The sequence below is a fragment of the Morganella sp. EGD-HP17 genome, assembly GCF_000512315.2.
In the GTDB taxonomy this organism is placed as follows: Bacteria; Pseudomonadota; Gammaproteobacteria; order Enterobacterales; family Enterobacteriaceae; genus Morganella; species Morganella morganii.
The window spans coordinates 188873-208113 of record NZ_AZRH01000003.1 but is presented as its reverse complement, the minus strand read 5'-3'; the positions used below and the strand labels follow the sequence as shown (position 1 = coordinate 208113).

The following is a 19241-nucleotide window of genomic DNA, read 5'->3' as shown; positions in this document are numbered from 1 at the left end:
ATTCTTTTTCAGGATAATGCCAGTGTATGGGTAATGGCACAATTTTCAGTAAATGCCTCATCATGACTGACCAGTAATAATGCCCCTTTATAACTGCGCAGCACATTTTCCAGTAATAACCGGGAATCGAGATCCAGATGATTATCCGGCTCATCCAGCAATAAAATATCCGGCAAAGGTTCGGATAATGTTAATGCCAGCAATGTAACTTTCAGCTGTTCACCGCCGCTTAACTGTGACAACGGAATTAATCCCTTATCACCCCTGATCCGCAATGCCCCGAGATGGGTGCGCCAGGTCTGTGCCGGAATGGCAGGATCAAACTCACACAGTGCTTCTGTGACCGGCAGGGCTTTATTCAGCAGCGCCAGATGCTGATCCATATATCGCAGACGGCCGTGCAGGGAGTAATCCCCGGATTTTGCAGTGAGCAGGCCCGCCAGTACTTTCAGTAATGTGGATTTTCCGCAGCCGTTGCGCCCGGCAATATGCCAGTGTTCACCGCCGGAAATAGTCAGCGACAGCGGCTCCTGTGTGCCGGACGGTAAAATCAGATCACGGGCATTGATCCGCACCCGTTTTTGCTCTCCGGTATAATTAAAGGCCAGCATCTGCGGGGTGATATGCTGTATTTTCTCATTCACCTCCCGGCGCTGACTGTCCCGCTGAGTCATAACCCGGTCATGGCGGCCGGTTATTTTTGATTGTTGTTTCTCTGCTTTATTCTTTTTCATATCCAGCAGCAGGGCAGAGGAGGAGCCGGATAAACGGACTTTCTCTCCCTGACGGCGGCGCTGCGCCTTTTTTTCCAGTGTGCGCTGCAACTCCGTTTTTTCTCTGTTCAGCTGCGACTGTAACTGTTTTTCTTCACTCTGTAATGCGCTGAGCTGAAAGGCTTTCTGCTCCGCATAATGGGTGTAATTGCCGCCGTACTCTTCCAGTGCTGACGGCGTGAGTTCAAAAATTCGCTGCATGGTGTCGAGCAAACGGCGCTCGTGGCTGATCACCAGTGCGCCGGCCGGATGATTCCGCAGTTGCTCACTCAGCCAGCAGCGTCCGGCGGCATCCAGATGGTTTCCGGGTTCGTCCAGTAACAGAAAGGCGCGCGGCTGCAAAAAGGCGCGGCAGAGTGCCAGCCGGGTTTGCTCACCACCGCTCAGACTTGTGCAGAGGGTGTCCGCCGGGAGATGCGCCAGCTGCGCACTTTCCAGCAGGGATTGCTGTTGTCGCGGCATATCCCATTTATCCGCCAGAAAATCATAATCCTCCGCGGTGGCGGTGCCGTCCTCTGTGCGGCGCAGTGCGGCCAGAATTTCTGCGGTTCCGAGTGCATCCGCCAGTGTGATACCGGAAAGGCGGGTCAGCTGCGACACATAATAAAACGGTACCTGCCAGCTGATCGTGCCGGAGGCCGGTTGCCGCTGCTGTGCGAGCAGCGACATCAGTACGGATTTACCGCGCCCGTTATGACCGGTCAGCCCCTGAACCTGACGGGTTAATGTACCGCTGATGTTATCAAACAGCGGAATATCGTTAAATGTCACTGATAAGTGAGAAAAATGGCATTGTACGGACATACAAAAGCTCCTGAATAAACAGGGGCAGGCGGATATGCCGGATATAAAAGAAAATGATGACGAGGATAGCTGCCTGCCCGATATCAAAACAACGCATTAATAAAAACGCGGATGATACAGCAATGGGATTCAGGCAATTAAATCATGTCGGCAGACATCCTCAGGGGAAATGAACTGCGGCAATGGTGTCAAATAAATACCGGATTGTAAACCCCCGGTTTCCGGGATTTCCTCAGAGTACGCAGGAATGATTTTTTCCCGGAATGTTACTGTCAATCGCCGGTATTTTCGTTATTCTGTCCGGCCTTGAGATTTTTTTATTTTCCGGCAGCGGAAATTCAGTAACAGGATGGGTTATGAGTTCAGCAGAAACGGTATATCAGGTTGATCAGAAACACCGGATTATCACCTGTGTGATTACATTCTTTGTGGTTATTGTGCTTTATATCGCACTGGCATACTTATTTCAGACACGGATGCCGGGTGTGGCTGCTGCACTGGGTCTGACGGTGTATGTCTATATCGCGCAGTTCCCGGTGATTAAAGTGTACGGCGATAAACTGACATCCAAAATCGCTGTCGGTAAAGTGGTGGCAATGCCGTTTGACGGCGGCCATTTCTCCCTGCAGGAAGTGAAGGGGCTGAAGGCGTTAATGGTCTCGTTTTCCACGGACTCTTATATTCTTAGCTATCATCCGGCAAACAGCCGCCGTGTCCGTATTGTCGGGCCGACACTGAAAAAAGCACAGTTAAAAGCGATTTTTGATGCCATCCCGGAACAGTCAAAACGCGCGTTATAATGCGTTTGCCCGGCGCTGATGCCGGGCATTTGCTTCTGTTCCCTCGTTTCCCGTGAAAACCACATGTGTTACCATGGTCACACTTTTCTGCTCAAAAGCTGTATCGATACAGCTTTTCTTTACGGGGGACCATAATGACTGAAACCCTGTCACGAAATCAGGCCTGGCTGCGGGTAATGGTACTTGCGGTGGCGGCATTTGTATTTAATACCACTGAATTTATTCCGGTTGCACTGCTGAGTGATATCTCGGCGGGTTTTTCGATGCAACCCGCAGAGACCGGACTGATGATCACCATTTATGCCTGGGTGGTGGCGCTGACGTCGCTGCCGCTGATGCTGCTGACGGCGCGTATTGAGCGGCGCAAATTGCTGCTCTGGTTGTTTACCGTATTTGTGATAAGCCACATAGTGTCCGGGCTGGCGCAGCGTTTTGATGTGCTGGTGGTCAGCCGGATCGGTGTCGCACTGGCACATGCGGTGTTCTGGTCGATCACCGCATCGCTGGCTGTCAGGGTGGCTCCTCCCGGTAAAAAATCTCAGGCACTAGGGTTGCTGGCGACCGGTACGGCGCTGGCAACCGTGTTGGGGCTGCCGATTGGCCGTGTTATCGGGCAGTGGGTCGGCTGGCGGATGACGTTCTTCTGTATCGGCGGTCTGGCGTTGATTACCATGGCGGCAATGGCGCGTTTTCTTCCGCTGCTGCCGAGTGAGCATTCCGGCTCCCTGAAAAGTATTCCGGTTTTGTTCAGACGACCGGCGTTAGTGGGGATTTTTGTGCTGACCGCGATTGTGGTAACCGGGCATTTCACTGCTTATAACTATATTGAGCCGTTTGTGCAGACCGTTGCCGGGAAGTCACAGGATTTCGCCACGCTGTTTCTGCTGATTTTCGGGGCTGCGGGGATTATCGGCAGTGTGATTTTCAGCCGTTACAACACCCGGCTGCCGCTGCTGTTTCTGCCTGCTGCGATAACACTACTGACGGTATGCCTGATGCTGCTGATGACCAGCCGCGTGACCGATACCGCGCTGATTATCCTCGGGGTTGTCTGGGGGATCGGTATGATGTGTACCGCGCTGGGATTACAGGTCAAAGTGATCGATTTGTCACCGGATGCCACCGATCTGGCGATGTCTGTTTATTCGGGCATTTTTAATATCGGTATCGGCGGCGGGGCGCTGCTTGGTAATCAGGTGATTATTCATATGGGAATGGAACAGATAGGTTATGCCGGGGCGGTGTTTGCTGTGGCGGGTGTGCTTATCTCACTGTTTGTTTTCAGCCGTTACCGGGCCTTGTTTATACAAAGGCCGAAAGCGGAGAGCCGTATTACCTCGCATAATCCGTCATAAATTAATCATATCCCGCACCGTTTCGCTGCGGGATTTTTTTTCTGATTTCTTTATAATATCCGCCTTACTGAGTGATAAAGATATGAACGGGTGATTTATGAATGGTTTATTGTGGCTGACGCTGGCCGTGGGCGCAGAAGTGGTGGCGACCTCAATGTTACGGGCGGCGGACGGTTTTACCCGGCTGATACCGTCGGTCGTGGTGGTTATCGGTTATTGTGTGTCGTTCTGGGCACTGTCTCAGGTGGTGCGGATGATGCCGCTGGGGATAGCGTATGCTATCTGGTCCGGAATGGGGATTGTGATTGTCTCTGCCGCCGCTTATTTTATCTATCACCAGAAACTGGATTTACCCGCAGTTATCGGGATGGCTCTCATTATTGCGGGTGTATTAGTGATAAATTTATTCTCGAAAAGCAGTGTTCACTGAGCTGCATCCGCAGCTATGAGGCCATAATCATGATATCAGTTCCATTTCTCCGCCGTCCGGGGCGGGTATTGTGCAGTGTTATTGTTGCGGCAGCGGCTTTTGCTGCGGGTTGCAGCAGTTCACCGGATACGGTGCAGCAGAAACAGATCCCGCGCTATCAGCAACCGTTAATTGATTTAACCGAAGATGCCCGTGCCAGCTGCAGCTATGCAGGCGGAACGCCGTCACTTATCCGCGAGCTGAACGGCGCACAGACACCGGGGTGTCAGTTTGCCAACGGCAAACGCTGCAGTCAGCAGTCACTGCTTTCCGGAAGTTGCGGATCGGTATTGTGAGAGATGCTCTGAACAGCCGCGTTATGATAACGCGGCTGTTATTGATTGGGTAAGATCAGAACAGGCGACGCGGCTGTTTGCGGTGAATGAACTGGGATAATAATACCAGCGCACTGATCAGCAGATATACAGCAAAGATACCGATAAGCCACTGCGGCATATCCAGTTTCAGGAATACCCACTGCTGAACGGCACAGTCACCGGATGCTTCAAACACTGACGGCAGCCAGGTATTGAGCGGCAGCCATTCCGGGAAATTCACAAAGAAATCACAGGTATTGAACGGAGACGGGTAGAGCTGGATCATGGTGTGTTCCCATGACAGCTGTAATCCGGCAATCCCGCTGTAAATCCACAGGACAATAGCCAGCCAGCGGATAATGGCGCTGCGCGGCGCTATCCAGCCCAGGAATCCGGCAAAGGCAATGCCCAGAACGGCAATACGTTCATAAATACACATCACACACGGCTGTAATCCCATTCCGTGCTGAAAGAACAGGGCGATACCGTCGAGTGCCAGTGCGGAGATCATCAGTAAAAACCATGCACTGCGGCCCCGCGAACACTCATAAAGATAAGTCAGCATAATTGTATCCGGGTTATCCGATTAATAAGAAACAGATTAACTAACGCAGCGACTGTACGATAAAAAATACAGCAACGCACCCCTTTTCCGCATTTACGGCGGGCAGAAACAAAAAAACCGGAATAACACTGTTATTCCGGTTAGTGCAGTGTAAAAAGGTGGTTACGGCAGTGTAATTACACCATTGGCAGCCATCCATTCTGAAACCGGCACCAGCCATAATTCAACACCGAAGAAACCGACCAGTGTCATCACGATGGTATAAGGCAGCGCCATGATCACCATTTTTCCGTAGGAAAGCCGGATCAGCGGTGCCAGTGCGGACGTCAGCAGGAACAGGAATGCCGCCTGGCCGTTTGGTGTCGCCACTGACGGCAGGTTTGTCCCGGTATTGATAGCAACGGCCAGATATTCATACTGTGTATAGGATACCAGTCCGGCTTTCATCGCCGTCATTGCCTCATTGATATAGACCGTGCCGACAAAGACGTTATCAGAGACCGCCGAAAGCAGGCCGTTGAACAGGTAGAACAGCGACAACTGCGACGACGGATCCGAACTGAGAACGAACTGGATAAACGGTGTGAATAATTTCTGGTCAACAATTACCGCAACGACGGAGAAAAACACAGTCAGCAGTGCGGTAAACGGCAGTGCTTCTTCGAAAGCCTCACCGAGAGCATGTTCTTCCGTGATCCCGCAGAATGCCGTCGCCAGAATAATCACTGATAAACCGATAAGTCCGACTTCGGCGAGATGCAGAGCCAGCGCAGTAATCAGCCAGATACCGATAAGGCCCTGAACAATCAGCTGCATTTTTTCCTGTTTTGTCCGGCGTGCTGCAGATTTTTGTGCATTATCCTCCAGTACGGCTCTTACCCGCTCCGGCAGTTCCGCACCGTAACCGAACAGTTTAAACCGTTCCACCAGGTAGCAGACCAGCAGACCACAGACAAATACCGGAATTGTTACCGGCGCCATGCGCAGGAAGAAATTCACGAAATCCCATCCGGCATGTTTGGCAATAATCAGGTTCTGCGGTTCACCGACCATGGTCATCACGCCGCCGAGAGCAGTACCGATACCGGCATGCATCATCAGGCTGCGCAGAAAGGCGCGGAACTGGTCGAGTGTCTGGCGCTTTTCGGTGCTGTCGATAAATTCATCATCACTGAGCGTCACCGTTTCTTTTCCGGAAGAGGCATACTGATGATAAATCGCATAAAACCCGACAGACACACTGATCACCACGGCGATCACCGTCAGTGCATCCAGAAACGCGGATAAAAAGGCACTTGCCAGACAGAAAGCAAGAGAAAGCGCGCGTTTGGAACGGATAGACAGGAGCAGTTTGGTAAACAGAAACAGCAGCAGCTGCTTCATAAAGTAAATACCGGCAACCATAAAGATCAGCAGCAGGATAACCTCAAGGTTATTCACAATCTCATGGCTGATTTGCGCCGGCGATGTCATGCCGATCAGTACCGCCTCAATCGCCAGCAGGCCGCCGGGTTGCAGCGGATAGCATTTCAGCGCCATCGCAAGGGTGAAAATAAACTCAATGACCAGCAGCCAGCCGGCTGTAAAAGGGTCAATAAAGAAGTAAACAACCGGATTTATAATTAAAAAAAGAATAATAGCAAGCTTATACCAGTCAGGGGAGTGACCCATGAAGTTCTTCAGGAAGGCCTGCCGCATTGATATTTCCATTGTTGCTGTGTGTCCTCCGCAGGGGGTGAAAAGATGATCCGCGTATAACTACAGTGCTTTATACTACGCCGGTATTCTGAATTTATTAAGAATTTAAATCAACTGATGGTCACAGGTTGTACCATTGTGATTTATGACCGGATTCACTCTTTCGCAAGCTGATTGCTATATCGCAGCGTCACATTCTGTTATCATCCGGATAATTGGAAGGTTAATTGTTTTGGACGAAGTCACCTATGGTAATCAAGGCGCAGAGCCCTGCGGGGTTTGCAGAAGAGTATATTATTGAAAGTATCTGGAATAACCGCTTTCCGCCGGGATCCATTTTACCCGCAGAGCGTGAGTTATCTGAACTGATTGGTGTGACCCGGACAACCCTGCGTGAAGTGTTACAACGCCTTGCCAGAGATGGCTGGCTGACGATTCAGCACGGTAAACCGACAAAAATTAATAATTTTTGGGAAACATCCGGACTGAACATCCTGGAAACCATTGCCCGTCTCGATCACGAAAGCGCGCCGAAACTGATTGAGAACCTGCTGGCAGCCAGGACCAATATTGCCTCTATTTTTATCCGTACTGCGTTTCGCAATAATCCGGAAAAATCACTGGAAATTCTCAGTCAGGAAAATGAACCGGATGATAATTCCGATGCGTTCAGCCAGTATGATTATGACGTGTTCCGCGGCCTGGCATTTGCCTCCGGTAACCCGATTTACGGTCTGATCCTCAACGGTCTGAAAGGGTTGTACACCCGTGTCGGCCGCTTCTATTTCGCAAGCCCGGAAGCCCGTAAACTGGCGCGGAATTTTTATCAGCAGCTGACCGGCCTGTGCCGCGAAAAAGCCTATGATAAAGTGCTGGATTGTGTCCGCAGCTACGGCAAAGAGAGCGGTACTATCTGGCAGACCATGCAGAGCGGCATTGCACAGGATCTGAATCCGCAGTAACACAGACTGTATATGATGAAAAACCGGCGCTGAGCCGGTTTTTTGTTATGCGCGGGCCAGTGCCTGTAATATCGCCTGTGACTGTGTCCAGAGCAGGGAGCCACCTTCTTCCGCAAACAGATGATGCTCCGCGTGGGGAAAGCGTCCCGCCAGGATTTTGCCGCCATCCGGGGAGTGCACGGTACTGGTGTCCTTTTCCCCGTACCACAGTGACACCGGACAGGTAATTTGCTCCGGTGTAAATCCCCATTCCTGCATGGCAATCAGCAAATCCTGTGTATAGCCTTCATTTCCCTGAGAAAATGCCTCTGTCATACACTGCCGGTAAGCGGGTAAAAAATCTGCCGCCTGATAAACTGCCAGGTCTGTTTCCCCGCTGTAGTTCAGAATGAAACTCATCAGCCAGTCTGCGGTGATATTTTCCCGTACCCATGAGGTAAACCCGTCAGGCTGAGTCCGTGCGTTCTTCTGCATATCAATGATATCAGCAGATAACAGCGCCCGGGTTGGCGGGTAATCGAACTGATCCTGCCCGGAAATCAGTGCCAGCGCGGAAACTTGCGCATAATAGGCCAGTGCCATGGCATAAACCGCACCCTGAGAGAATCCGGCTGCTCTGAACCGGGTGTAACCCAGCGACTGCATCAGAAAAGTGACATCAGCGGCAAAGGATTCCGGTGATTTTCCGGCATCGGGAGAAGAATTACCGAGCCCGGGGCGATCCGGTGTGATCAGCCGGATATTATTGTCTGCCAGGTAAGGAATACCGAAGCCGGCAGAGCCACTCATGCCTGCACCAGTACAGAACACAACCGGAATACCGGTCTCAGGGCCGGAGTCATACCAACTGAAGCGGCGGCCGTCGGGTAAGAGGGTGATGTTTTTACGTTGGTTTTTAATATTCATCGTTATTACCGGAAAATATGCCGGAAGGCATAAAAAAGAAGAGGGGTTTTCTGATAAATAACCGGCGTAACGTAAATATACGGATTATTTATTCAGTCTGGTGTCATCGGCAACAAAGACGGGTGTCCGGTTGCGTTTCGCGATGAGTTCGCAGCGGTGCCTGCGACAGATAGACTGCATACTATTTAACAAATGCTTATATTACAAGATAATAAAACCATTTTCGGATAAAAGGATAATTTAATTAATTATATCAGTGATTAAAAAAAATACTGTTTTGTGACAGGCAGCAAAGAAACAGACTTAATATGACGTGAGGAGATTCCGCTATGTTGGCAAAATGTTTCTGAAATATTATGCTGATGCTAATGTGAAATAAATAACAAGGCGGCAACATGAACATTGTCATCCTGGGAAGTGGTGTTATCGGTGTCACAACAGCCTGGTATCTCGCGCAGAAAGGGCACGATGTGACTGTTATCGACAGGCAGCCGGCGGCGGCGGAAGAAACCAGCTTCGGTAATGCCGGGCAAATCTCTCCCGGTTATGCCACGCCGTGGGGTGCTCCGGGTATTCCGCTGAAAGCCGTGAAATGGATGTTTGAAAAACATGCACCGCTGGCCATCAGGCCGGATGGTTCGCTGTTCCAGCTGCGCTGGATGTGGCAGATGCTGCGCAATTGCGGCGCTGATTATTACGTCATGAATAAAAGCCGTATGGTACGGATTGCGGAATACAGCCGTGACTGCATGAAAGCATTACGCGCAGAAACCGGAATACAGTATGAGGGGCGTCAGGGTGGCACACTGCAACTATTCCGCACACAAAAACAGCTGGATAACGCAGCCAATGATATTGCAGTTCTGAAACAGGAAGGCGTGGCGTACCGCCTGCTGAGTGCCGGTGAACTGCATGAGGCAGAACCGGCGCTGGCCCATGCGGAACATAAACTGGCGGGTGGCCTGCAACTGCCGAATGATGAAACCGGGGACTGTAATTTGTTCACCAAAAGGCTGGCAGAAATGGCGGAGCAGGCCGGAGTGAAATTCCGCTTCGGTGTCAATATACATCGCCTGCAATTCAGCGGTGATCGTGTCAGCGGGGTGATTTGCGATGAGGAAGTGATCACCGGTGACCAGTATGTGGTGGCGCTGGGGTCATACTCGACAAAATTACTGCACGGCCATATCGCTATCCCGGTGTATCCGCTGAAAGGTTATTCTCTGACCATGCCGATTATTGACGAAAGCCGTGCTCCTGCATCCACGGTACTGGATGAAACCTACAAAATTGCGGTGACCCGTTTTGACCAGCGTATCCGTGTCGGCGGCATGGCAGAAGTGGTTGGTTTTAACCTTGATATTGTCAGACGGCGCTGCGAAACACTGAAAATGGTGGTACAGGATCTTTACGGCGGCGGCGGGGATATCAGCAAAGCCACTTTCTGGACCGGTCTGCGCCCGATGACACCGGACGGCACCCCGATTGTCGGGCCGACTGCGTACAGTAATCTGTTCCTCAATACCGGCCACGGCACCCTCGGCTGGACAATGGCCTGCGGCAGCGGGCAGTTGCTTGCCGATATTATGTCCGGCGATAAACCGGCAATCCGGGCGGATGATCTGGCAGTATCCCGTTATCTGAACGGGTTCAGAACCCGGCTGGTGATCCCGCAGCAGTTACATACCGCATAACCAACAAAATAAGGAGCGGTGATTTTATGCCTCGTCCGATACAGGCTGTGATTGACAGTGAAGCTGTCCGCTATAATCTGGCCCGGGTAAAAGAGCGGGTCAGCCCGTCCCGGGTATGGGCAGTGGTAAAAGCGGATGCATACGGACATGGCATTGAACGGATTTTTCCGGCACTGGCACAGGCGGAGGGCATTGCGCTGCTGGATTTCAGTGAGGCAGTGAAGGTTCGCAAACTGGGTTGGCAAAAGCCGGTTCTGCTGCTGGAGGGATTTTTTCAGCCAGCGGATCTGTCACTGATTGACCGTTATCAGCTGTCAACGTCTGTACACAGTGAGTGGCAGATCAAAGCGATAGAGGAAGCATCATTTATTCATCCGCTGAATGTATATCTGAAACTGAACAGCGGCATGAACCGGTTGGGTTTTTCACCGGCGGCGTATCTGAATGCACTCCAGCGCCTGACAGTATTGCCGCAGGTCGGCACTATCACACTGATGAGCCATTTTGCGGATGCGGATTTAACCGCCGGTATTCATAAACAGATGTCGCGTATTGCACTGTTCAGTTCTCTGAACTTACCGCAGTGTCTGGCAAATTCCGCAGCGGCCATGTGGGAACCGGACACCCGCGCGGATGAAGTGCGCTGCGGTATCATCCTCTATGGTGTTTCACCCAGCGGCAACAGTGCGGATATTGCAGAGTTCGGCCTGAAACCGGCGATGACTCTCCGCAGTGAAATTATTGCTGTTCATGATATTGAAGCCGGTGAAACCGTGGGTTATGGCAGTCGTTTTACCGCCGCGGCACCGATGCGGATTGCCACCATTGCCTGTGGTTATGCGGATGGTTATCCGCGCCATGCACCGGACGGCACACCGGTCTGGATTGCCGGACAGCGCTGCCCGCTGGCGGGACGGATCTCCATGGATATGCTGACAGTTGATATCACCCGCTGTCCGGAGGCGGATATCGGTACACCGGTTGAATTGTGGGGCGCGAATCTTCCGGCGGATGATGTCGCACAATATGCCGGGACTATCGGCTACGAACTGCTGACAGCGCTGGCACGGCGGGTACCGGTGATCACTGCCGGGTAATTATACGTCTTTCCGGCTGTTTTTATGATCCTGATAAATACCCGGCCACTCTGTGCGCAGTAAACTGTTCCGGTTGAAATCAGGCAGGAGTGCGTTATGCAGGCGGGTGTGGAAATCCGGGTGAAGGGAAAAGTTCAGGGAGTCGGGTTTCGTCCGGCTGTCTGGCAGATAGCCCATCAGATGGGATTGTGCGGTGATGTCAGCAATGACAGTGAAGGGGTGCTTATCCACCTTCCGGCAGAAGCGGATATCGCCGGTTTTATCAGCCGGTTACAGGCACAATGCCCGCCGCTGGCGCGAATCGACCATATCGGGCAGCAGCATTATACCTTTGAACAGTGTCCGGCGGCATTTACCATCACCGCCAGCGGACAGGGGGAAATGGATACCGAAATTATCCCGGACGCAGCAACCTGTGATGTTTGTCTGAGTGAATTGTTTGCCCCCGGCAACCGCCGTTACCGTTATCCTTTTATTAACTGCACACACTGCGGGCCCCGTTTCACCATTATCAGGGGAATGCCGTATGATCGTCCGAATACCGCGATGTCGGTTTTTCCGTTTTGTCCGGTGTGTCAGCATGAATACCGTGACCCGGCAGATCGCCGCTTCCATGCTCAGCCGAATGCCTGTCCGGATTGCGGACCGCATATCTGGCTGACGGATCCGCAGCAGCAGATTACCGCCCGCTTTGATGATGCTCTGTCAGCCGCAGTCCGTTTGCTGAAAGACGGCAAAATTCTGGCGATGCAGGGACTGGGTGGCTTTCACCTGGTGGCGGATGCACAAAACAGTGACGCTGTGGCCGTACTGAGAGCCCGAAAACACCGGCCTGCCAAGCCATTTGCGGTGATGATACCGTCCGTTGACTGGTTGGCGGAATGCACAGGCAGGAAGCCGGATCCCGGCCTGATTACCCTGCTGAAAAGCCCTGCCGCACCGATTGTGCTGACAGATGAACCGGAAGTGATCGCCGCATTGTCTCCGCTGGTCGCACCGGGATTGTGTGAAACCGGCATTATGCTGCCGTCTAATCCGTTACAGCACCTGTTGCTGCATGATATTCAGCGCCCGCTGATTATGACCTCCGGGAATGCATCAGGCCATACTCCGGCGCTGGATCACGCAGCGGCATTTGAGCAGCTCAGTTCCATTGCCGATGCTTTTCTGTTACATAACCGCGAAATTATTCAGCGGGCGGATGATTCCCTTGTCCGCTATCAGTCCGGTGATATTCAGGTGCTGCGGCGCGCGCGCGGTTATGTGCCGGATGCTATCGATGTCAGCACAGTGACCGGCAAAAATCCGCCGGCAGTTCTGGCACTGGGTGGTGACCTGAAAAACACCTTCTGCCTGCTGCATCATCAGCAGCTGATTACCGGGCCGCATCTCGGGGATTTGGCTGATCTCTCCGTACAGGGGCAACTGGAGGCTTCGCTGAAACTGTTTGAGCGGATTTATCAGTTCAAACCACAGGTTATCGCCGGGGATGCGCATCCCGGCTATATCAGTCATCAGATGGGGATGGCACTGGCACAGGCGCATCAGGTGCCGTTCATGCCGGTTTATCATCATCACGCGCATATTGCAGCCTGTCTGGCAGAACACGGCTGGCGTCAGGAAGATGGTGAAGTCGTAGGGATAGCACTGGACGGCCTCGGATACGGCGCGGATAACACACTATGGGGCGGTGAAATCCTGGCGGGTGATTACCGTCATATGACCCGTACCGGCGGGTTACCGGCCGTGAGTTTGCCGGGGGGCGACAAAGCGGCGGTGCAGCCGTGGCGTAACCTGCTGGCTCATCTGTATCACGCCGGTTTGTGGCCGTCTTCACCACTGGCATCGCGGCTTGCCGGGAAGAATGTATCATTACTGATTAAAGCCATTGAGCAGGGTATCAATGCCCCGAAAGCATCATCCTGCGGGCGTTTGTTTGATGCAGTGGCCTGTGCGCTCGGATTAACCGCAGATCAGATAAGCTGGGAAGGGGAAGCCGCCTGTGCGCTGGAAAATTGCTCGTTACAGTGTCACAACCAGAATGAGCTTATTACCGGTGAAACACTGCCGCTGACTGCGGATAACACTATTAATTTACGTCCGCTCTGGCAGATGCTGGCGGATGATACTCAGACAATACCGGAAAGAGCATTCCGTTTTCATGTACTGCTGGCAAATACGGTTGCCGGGCTGGCGGATGATACAGCAACCCGGAAAAATACGGATACCATCGTGCTCTCCGGCGGCGTGTTTAATAACCGGTTGCTGCGCCGTATTATTAAGGACAGATTAAGCCACAGACAGGTGCGGGAACCCCGTCAGTTGCCATGTGGAGATGGCGGAATAGCGGCAGGTCAGGCACTTATCGCGGCAATGACATTACTTAACTGAAACCGGTGGCACGATTTAGCACAGTAAATATTTGTAATTTTTATCATCGCTGAATTATCATTCACCGTAATATATGCGCCCCGCAAACATTTGTTGCGGTAATTTGTACATGAATTTAACTCAGGAAATGATAATGCATAAGAAATTAACCGGCCTGCTCAGTCTCAGTATGTTAACTGTCATGTCAGCCTCTGCCTTTGCAGACGACGGAAAATGGTCTGTCGGTGCTTCCGTACTTTATCAGGAGCAGGCATACCGCGGCACAAAAACATCTGATAAATTTATGCCGGTTCCGATGGTTAACTATGAAGGTAAAAACTTTTATTTTCATACTTTAGCGACCGGTTATTATCTGTGGAATGACAAAAAAGATCAGCTGTCCGTTGACCTGTTCTACTATCCGCAGGCATACCGTGCCAAAGATAATAAAGATTCCCGCATGCGCAAACTCGATAACCGCCGTGATACTGCCATGGCCGGGCTGAGCTACCGCCATCATGAAGAGTGGGGAACACTGCGTACCAACTTCTCCGGAGATATCCTGGGTAAAAGTGACGGTATGCGTTTTGATGCCGCTTACCTTTACGGGTTTGAGGGCGATAAATGGTCTGTCCAGCCGGGCGTGGGTGTAATCTGGTCCAGCGAAAAACAGAACCGTTATGAATACGGGATCACCGCTGCTGAATCCCGCCGCAGCGGTCTGGATGAATACCGTCCGGGCAGTAGCTGGACACCGTATGTTGAGGTGACCGGTCATTATCAGTTTGATGAAAACTGGTCTGCATTCGCCATGGGCCGCATCGACCTGTTACCAAGTGAGGCCAAAGACAGCCCGATGGTGGATAAAAAACACACCTCTATCCTGTGGACTGGTGTGACTTATACTTTCTGATAATTCAGTGGTATAACAGAACTGCACCTGACCTGTGTCCGGTGCAGTTTTTTTATGGCTGTTAACCATGCCGGAGGACTTCTGTGATCAGTGTATTGCGTCATTGTCTGCTGTTGCTCTGTTTTTTTGCCTCCGCTGTGTACGCGTGGCAGCCGCAGCAGGGCGATATTATTTTCCATACCTCGCGCACCTCTCAGAGCCTCGCCATACAAAAAGCGACCGGGTCGGTCTACAGCCATATGGGGATTATTCTGTTGCGTGATGGTAAGCCGTATGTGTATGAGGCGGCAAAAACAGTCCGCTTTACACCGCTGAAACAGTGGATTGCACGCGGCACCGGTAACCATTACGTGGTGAAACGCCTGAAAAAGCCGCTGAGTGCCTCACAGCAGCAGGCGTTATACCGTGAGGCGATACGGTATCAGTCCCGGCCTTACGACCTGACATTTTCATGGGATGATGAGCGGATTTATTGTTCTGAACTGGTCTGGAAAATCTATAAAAATGCCCTGAATACAGAGGTCGGTCAGTTACAGACATTGCGGGAGTTTGATTTATCTTCACCGGAAGTACAGGCAAAGATGAAAGAACGGTACGGAAAGGCGGTTCCGCTGAATGAAACGGTGATTTCGCCGGTGGCTGTGTTTGATTCACCGCTGCTGACAACGGTATATGAAAGCCGGTAAGCATTCACCGGCTTTATATGTTCCTGAGCAGCCCGTCAGCCGATTTTCGGGTTCAGACGGATACGGACAGAGAGATGGGACGGTTTATCGCCCTGCGGTGCCATAGGACGGTTAATCCGCGCACTTTCGGCACACACCATTGTTTTATAACCGTCATCCGGCATATCGGCCATTGAAGCGGACAATGCTGCACCGGGGTTCCAGCACACCACATCGCTGTGATGAAAGTGTACCACTTCAATATGACGTTTTAATTTCTTATCGTGGATATAGGTGGATTGCTCCGGCTCGGTATAGATGCGGTCGGTACGGCCGTTGAAAACCAGCTTTGTCTCTTCCGTATATTCTTCACGCTGTGACAGATTATCCAGCAGATGCTGCCCCAGCCCGCTGATACTGACCTGTGCAATATCGCCGACGGTAAAATAGGTATGCAGTGCAGCGGTTGCCTGATACTGCCCGTAAGCTTCCAGCTCAACCTCACAGGTGTCTCCCAGGCGGATGCGGGCGATCAGTGTGAACTCGTGCGGCCACAATTTGCGGGTTTCCGCACTGTCACGCAAGGTGAATGTGAGAAATACACTCTCTTCATTTTCATTATGAGCGGTGAACTCCCACTGCATAATACGGGCAAAGCCGTGGGAAGGTGCCTGCACCGGACCGAACCACGGCCAGCAGACAGGGATCCCGCCGCGGATGGCCACACCCGGGGTAAATGCACTGTTTTCACTGAGCCATAATCCCGGCTGTTCTGAACCGGCCGGTTGCCATGCCAGCACCTGTGCTCCCTGAAAACTGACCGCAGCACGGACTTTCGGATGGTCGATCACAATAACCGGCAAATCCCCCATCTGACGCTGGGACAGCGAAGGGGTGATCGGACTGGTAACCGGTAACGCAAGAAGGCGCTCAATCATAATTTACCCTTTTGTAATAAAAACAGGACATTTACTTTCTACTTTACGACTGTTTACCACAAAACAAAAGAGCCGCAAAAGCGGCTCTTTGTGAGGATAACAGAGTGCAGACTTATTTGGAGATGTGTGCAATCAGATCCAGAACTTTATGAGAATAACCGGTTTCGTTGTCATACCAGGAAACCAGTTTCACAAAGTTGTCGTTCAGTGCGATACCGGCTTTGGCATCGAACACAGAAGTCAGTACTTCGCCATTGAAGTCAGTGGAAACCACGTCATCTTCGGTGTAACCCATTACGCCTTTCAGCTCGCCTGCTGCTGCCGCTTTGATAGCTTCACAGATTTCAGCGTAAGTTGCTGCTTTTTCCAGACGGACTGTCAGGTCAACAACAGAGACGTTAGGCGTAGGAACACGGAAAGACATACCGGTCAGTTTACCGTTCAGTGCAGGGATAACTTTGCCCACTGCTTTTGCTGCGCCGGTAGAAGACGGGATGATGTTCTGGGATGCACCGCGGCCGCCGCGCCAGTCTTTGTGTGAAGGACCGTCAACAGTTTTCTGGGTGGCAGTGGTTGCGTGAACAGTGGTCATCAGACCTTCAACGATACCGAATTTGTCGTTGATGACTTTTGCCAGTGGTGCCAGGCAGTTAGTGGTACAGGATGCGTTAGAAACGATTTCCTGGCCCGCGTAATCTTTGTGGTTAACACCCATAACAAACATCGGGGTCGCATCTTTGGAAGGACCGGTCAGAACGACTTTCTTCGCGCCTGCCTGGATGTGTTTGCGTGCAGTTTCGTCAGTCAGGAACAGACCGGTTGCTTCAGCAACAACATCAACACCGGCTTCGTTCCACTTCAGGTTCGCAGGGTCACGTTCGGAGGTAACGCGGATAGTTTTACCATTAACAACCAGATGGCCATCTTTCACTTCAACGGTACCGTTAAAACGGCCGTGAGTTGAGTCGTACTTCAGCATGTATGCCATGTAATCTGCATCGAGCAGGTCGTTGATTGCAACGATTTCGATATCTGAACGCTCTTGTGCAGCACGGAATACGATACGGCCGATACGACCAAAACCATTAATACCTACTTTGATAGTCATAGTATTACCACCAGCTATTTGTTAGTGAATTAAAGTTGCTACTAAAGTTACCAAAACCTTGCCAGCCGTCAAGCGGAATCGTGTCAATTAATGTCATTTAACATTTAATCTGCTCAACAAATCGCCACTTTCAGTAAATTTGTCGCCGCTATTATCGGGACTTAGCGGAATAAAGACAGCGTGTATGGGGCATAAATGTGAAACATGTCACAAATAAGTGGTGTCAATGCTGACATGACAAGTTTAGAATAACATCCGGTCATTTGATGTTAATTTTTTGTTATTCTGTATTCTGACTGACCCTGCACAATAATGATAAGGATTCAGCTATGTCCGGGACTGATAAAAAGCGGGATACACCCGCTGAGCTGACAGATATTCAGCGCTATGTCACACAGGAAGCGGGAACTGAGCACCCGTTTACCGGCCGCCTGCTCTATAATGAGAAACAGGGGGTATACCGTTGTATTTGTTGTGGTTCTCCGCTTTTTTATTCGGATACCAAGTTTGATGCCGGCTGCGGCTGGCCGAGTTTTTATGAGCCGGTCAGCAAAAGTGCAGTCCGGTATATTGACGATACCTCTCATGGCATGCATCGTATTGAGACCCGTTGCGGCCATTGTGATGCGCATCTGGGACATGTTTTTCCTGACGGGCCTGCGCCGACAGGGCAGCGTTATTGTATTAACTCAGCATCACTGAGTTTTGAAGATGAAAAAACAAAAGCAATAACAAACGGTTAGTTTGGTTATATTGAAATTTAACATTTATATAACGATAGAAAAAACGATTCAGCTTCTGATGTGATCAAAAGGTAAAATCAGATGCTTTCGGGGAAGGAACTGTATGGAAATTGATGATTTATTGTCCGCCATGACGCCGGAAGTCTACGGGCGTCTGGTGACAGCCGTCGAACTGGGTAAATGGGCCGATGGTGTACCACTGACGGAATCTCAGAAAAGCAGCAGTCTGCAGCTGGTGATGTTATGGCAGTCCCGCCATAACGCGGATCCGGCACATATGACGGTGGGGACTGACGGGGAAATCAGCCTGAAAAGTAAGCAGGAGCTGAAAGCGCTGTTTACCGATACGCATCTGGCCACACTGAAACCGCAGGACTGAGTGTAAAACGGGACAGTGTTTACTGTCCCGTCATGACATTTGCTATTCTTTCTCGCCGCAGAACTGAGCCGCTGTCTGCAACCGCGCACCGGCGTTCTCCATCTCCGCAAATGCGGTGAGGCTGTCATCCGGCTTTAAATTAACACCCCGGCAGCCGTCTGTGATCACAGTGACGGCAAATCCTTCCGCCAGGGCATCCAGCACCGTAAATTTAACGCAGTAATCGGTGGCAATTCCCAGAACAGCGAGATGCGTGATCTTCAGTTCTGCCAGCAGTTGCATCAGGGCGGTCGGCTCCCGGTGGTCGTTATCATAAAACGCGCTGTAACTGTCCGTGGCCTGGTTTTCACCCTTATAAATAATATGAGTGATAGCCTGTTTATTCAGGTCAGGATGAAAATCCGCCCCCGGAGTGTTCTGCACACAATGCACCGGCCACCAGACTTGGGGCAGTCCGTTCAGTTCGCCGCATTCACCAATCACTGTCCCGGAATTGACGGCAAAGCTCAGATGCTCAGCCGGATGCCAGTCCTGACTGGCGATCACCGGGATATTCTGTTGCTGACAACGGGCTATCATCCGGTTCGCTGTGCGGATCACCGCATCACTGTCGCGGACAGCCAGGCTGCCGCCCTGACAAAAATCATTCTGAATATCCACCAGAAGCAGTGCCGGTTTCATTGCA

At 51.5% G+C, this 19241-nt stretch carries 19 protein-coding genes; 12 read left to right on the top strand and 7 right to left on the bottom strand.

The genetic code is table 11. The features are described from left to right. Positions 1 to 8: 8 nt before the first annotated feature. On the bottom strand, positions 9 to 1577 hold the full coding sequence (locus X965_RS05200) for an ATP-binding cassette domain-containing protein (RefSeq protein WP_036417307.1): 1569 nt from the start codon (positions 1575 to 1577) through the stop codon (positions 9 to 11). A 356-nt stretch (positions 1578 to 1933) separates the two neighbouring features. Between X965_RS05200 and X965_RS05195 the strand changes: the two genes are divergently transcribed. The 4 genes from X965_RS05195 to X965_RS05180 all read left to right on the top strand — a co-directional run bounded on the left by X965_RS05195 (position 1934) and on the right by X965_RS05180 (position 4497). After that, the gene (locus tag X965_RS05195; protein WP_236595556.1) at positions 1934 to 2377 is read left to right on the top strand and encodes a hypothetical protein; all 444 of its coding nucleotides are present in this window, start codon (positions 1934 to 1936) and stop codon (positions 2375 to 2377) included. Positions 2378 to 2511: 134 nt separating this feature from the next. Next, entirely contained in the window at positions 2512 to 3732 is a 1221-nt protein-coding gene (locus tag X965_RS05190; RefSeq protein ID WP_004235526.1) for a sugar transporter, read from the top strand. A 97-nt stretch (positions 3733 to 3829) separates the two neighbouring features. After that, the gene (locus X965_RS05185) at positions 3830 to 4162 is read left to right on the top strand and encodes an SMR family transporter (protein WP_004235527.1); all 333 of its coding nucleotides are present in this window, start codon (positions 3830 to 3832) and stop codon (positions 4160 to 4162) included. A 29-nt stretch (positions 4163 to 4191) separates the two neighbouring features. Continuing rightward, positions 4192 to 4497 (top strand): DUF333 domain-containing protein, encoded by a 306-nt coding sequence (locus tag X965_RS05180; RefSeq protein ID WP_004235528.1) that lies wholly within the window; start codon positions 4192 to 4194, stop codon positions 4495 to 4497. Between the two features lie 55 nt (positions 4498 to 4552). Here X965_RS05180 and dsbB read toward each other — a convergent pair whose 3' ends face one another. Beyond that, entirely contained in the window at positions 4553 to 5083 is a 531-nt protein-coding gene (dsbB, locus tag X965_RS05175; RefSeq protein ID WP_004235529.1) for a disulfide bond formation protein DsbB, read from the bottom strand. 162 nt (positions 5084 to 5245) lie between these two features. Further along, the gene (nhaB, locus tag X965_RS05170; protein ID WP_015422744.1) at positions 5246 to 6793 is read right to left on the bottom strand and encodes a sodium/proton antiporter NhaB; all 1548 of its coding nucleotides are present in this window, start codon (positions 6791 to 6793) and stop codon (positions 5246 to 5248) included. Positions 6794 to 7029: 236 nt separating this feature from the next. On the opposite strand from nhaB, the gene fadR reads away from it, so the two are divergent. Then, positions 7030 to 7743 (top strand): fatty acid metabolism transcriptional regulator FadR, encoded by a 714-nt coding sequence (gene fadR / locus X965_RS05165; RefSeq protein ID WP_004235531.1) that lies wholly within the window; start codon positions 7030 to 7032, stop codon positions 7741 to 7743. A gap of 45 nt (positions 7744 to 7788) precedes the next feature. Here the strand turns inward: fadR and X965_RS05160 are convergent, their stop codons facing one another. Then, the gene (locus X965_RS05160; protein ID WP_036417305.1) at positions 7789 to 8649 is read right to left on the bottom strand and encodes an alpha/beta fold hydrolase; all 861 of its coding nucleotides are present in this window, start codon (positions 8647 to 8649) and stop codon (positions 7789 to 7791) included. Between the two features lie 395 nt (positions 8650 to 9044). On the opposite strand from X965_RS05160, the gene X965_RS05155 reads away from it, so the two are divergent. The 5 genes from X965_RS05155 to X965_RS05135 all read left to right on the top strand — a co-directional run bounded on the left by X965_RS05155 (position 9045) and on the right by X965_RS05135 (position 15409). After that, positions 9045 to 10343, top strand: coding sequence for a D-amino acid dehydrogenase (locus X965_RS05155; protein WP_004235533.1), 1299 nt, complete (start codon positions 9045 to 9047; stop codon positions 10341 to 10343). Positions 10344 to 10369: 26 nt separating this feature from the next. Continuing rightward, positions 10370 to 11440, top strand: a complete 1071-nt coding sequence (alr, locus tag X965_RS05150) for an alanine racemase (protein WP_036417302.1) — start codon at positions 10370 to 10372, stop codon at positions 11438 to 11440. Positions 11441 to 11536: 96 nt separating this feature from the next. After that, positions 11537 to 13831: a carbamoyltransferase HypF gene (gene hypF / locus X965_RS05145; protein WP_036417300.1), complete on the top strand. Its 2295-nt coding sequence runs from the start codon at positions 11537 to 11539 to the stop codon at positions 13829 to 13831. A 133-nt stretch (positions 13832 to 13964) separates the two neighbouring features. Further along, a complete protein-coding gene (locus tag X965_RS05140) occupies positions 13965 to 14723 on the top strand; it encodes a MipA/OmpV family protein (protein ID WP_004239151.1) in 759 nt (252 codons plus the stop codon). Positions 14724 to 14818: 95 nt separating this feature from the next. Continuing rightward, a complete protein-coding gene (locus X965_RS05135) occupies positions 14819 to 15409 on the top strand; it encodes a YiiX family permuted papain-like enzyme (RefSeq protein ID WP_036415875.1) in 591 nt (196 codons plus the stop codon). 35 nt (positions 15410 to 15444) lie between these two features. Here the strand turns inward: X965_RS05135 and X965_RS05130 are convergent, their stop codons facing one another. Together X965_RS05130 and gapA are read right to left on the bottom strand one after the other, a co-directional pair. Beyond that, positions 15445 to 16326, bottom strand: a complete 882-nt coding sequence (locus X965_RS05130) for a D-hexose-6-phosphate mutarotase (RefSeq protein ID WP_004239155.1) — start codon at positions 16324 to 16326, stop codon at positions 15445 to 15447. Between the two features lie 112 nt (positions 16327 to 16438). Continuing rightward, positions 16439 to 17434 carry a glyceraldehyde-3-phosphate dehydrogenase gene (gene gapA, locus X965_RS05125; protein ID WP_004235539.1) on the bottom strand — a complete coding sequence of 332 codons (996 nt, stop codon included), beginning with the start codon at positions 17432 to 17434 and terminating at the stop codon, positions 16439 to 16441. Between the two features lie 329 nt (positions 17435 to 17763). Between gapA and msrB the strand changes: the two genes are divergently transcribed. Both msrB and X965_RS05115 read left to right on the top strand, forming a co-directional pair. After that, positions 17764 to 18177, top strand: coding sequence for a peptide-methionine (R)-S-oxide reductase MsrB (gene msrB, locus X965_RS05120; protein ID WP_036417298.1), 414 nt, complete (start codon positions 17764 to 17766; stop codon positions 18175 to 18177). 103 nt (positions 18178 to 18280) lie between these two features. Next, positions 18281 to 18556, top strand: coding sequence for a YeaC family protein (locus X965_RS05115; RefSeq protein WP_004235541.1), 276 nt, complete (start codon positions 18281 to 18283; stop codon positions 18554 to 18556). 42 nt (positions 18557 to 18598) lie between these two features. Here the strand turns inward: X965_RS05115 and pncA are convergent, their stop codons facing one another. Further along, positions 18599 to 19237, bottom strand: coding sequence for a bifunctional nicotinamidase/pyrazinamidase (pncA, locus tag X965_RS05110; RefSeq protein WP_036417295.1), 639 nt, complete (start codon positions 19235 to 19237; stop codon positions 18599 to 18601). Positions 19238 to 19241: the final 4 nt, after the last annotated feature.

Coding starts and splice junctions, on each gene's coding strand:
- X965_RS05190 (WP_004235526.1), top strand. CDS start 2,512: ATGACTGAAACCCTGTCACGAAATCAGGCCTGGCTGCGGGTAATGGTA.
- X965_RS05160 (WP_036417305.1), bottom strand. CDS start 8,649: ATGAATATTAAAAACCAACGTAAAAACATCACCCTCTTACCCGACGGC.
- X965_RS05185 (WP_004235527.1), top strand. CDS start 3,830: ATGAATGGTTTATTGTGGCTGACGCTGGCCGTGGGCGCAGAAGTGGTG.
- X965_RS05200 (WP_036417307.1), bottom strand. CDS start 1,577: ATGTCCGTACAATGCCATTTTTCTCACTTATCAGTGACATTTAACGAT.
- fadR (WP_004235531.1), top strand. CDS start 7,030: ATGGTAATCAAGGCGCAGAGCCCTGCGGGGTTTGCAGAAGAGTATATT.
- alr (WP_036417302.1), top strand. CDS start 10,370: ATGCCTCGTCCGATACAGGCTGTGATTGACAGTGAAGCTGTCCGCTAT.
- nhaB (WP_015422744.1), bottom strand. CDS start 6,793: ATGGAAATATCAATGCGGCAGGCCTTCCTGAAGAACTTCATGGGTCAC.
- gapA (WP_004235539.1), bottom strand. CDS start 17,434: ATGACTATCAAAGTAGGTATTAATGGTTTTGGTCGTATCGGCCGTATC.
- dsbB (WP_004235529.1), bottom strand. CDS start 5,083: ATGCTGACTTATCTTTATGAGTGTTCGCGGGGCCGCAGTGCATGGTTT.
- hypF (WP_036417300.1), top strand. CDS start 11,537: ATGCAGGCGGGTGTGGAAATCCGGGTGAAGGGAAAAGTTCAGGGAGTC.
- X965_RS05140 (WP_004239151.1), top strand. CDS start 13,965: ATGCATAAGAAATTAACCGGCCTGCTCAGTCTCAGTATGTTAACTGTC.
- X965_RS05180 (WP_004235528.1), top strand. CDS start 4,192: ATGATATCAGTTCCATTTCTCCGCCGTCCGGGGCGGGTATTGTGCAGT.
- pncA (WP_036417295.1), bottom strand. CDS start 19,237: ATGAAACCGGCACTGCTTCTGGTGGATATTCAGAATGATTTTTGTCAG.
- X965_RS05195 (WP_236595556.1), top strand. CDS start 1,934: ATGAGTTCAGCAGAAACGGTATATCAGGTTGATCAGAAACACCGGATT.
- X965_RS05155 (WP_004235533.1), top strand. CDS start 9,045: ATGAACATTGTCATCCTGGGAAGTGGTGTTATCGGTGTCACAACAGCC.
- X965_RS05130 (WP_004239155.1), bottom strand. CDS start 16,326: ATGATTGAGCGCCTTCTTGCGTTACCGGTTACCAGTCCGATCACCCCT.
- X965_RS05115 (WP_004235541.1), top strand. CDS start 18,281: ATGGAAATTGATGATTTATTGTCCGCCATGACGCCGGAAGTCTACGGG.
- msrB (WP_036417298.1), top strand. CDS start 17,764: ATGTCCGGGACTGATAAAAAGCGGGATACACCCGCTGAGCTGACAGAT.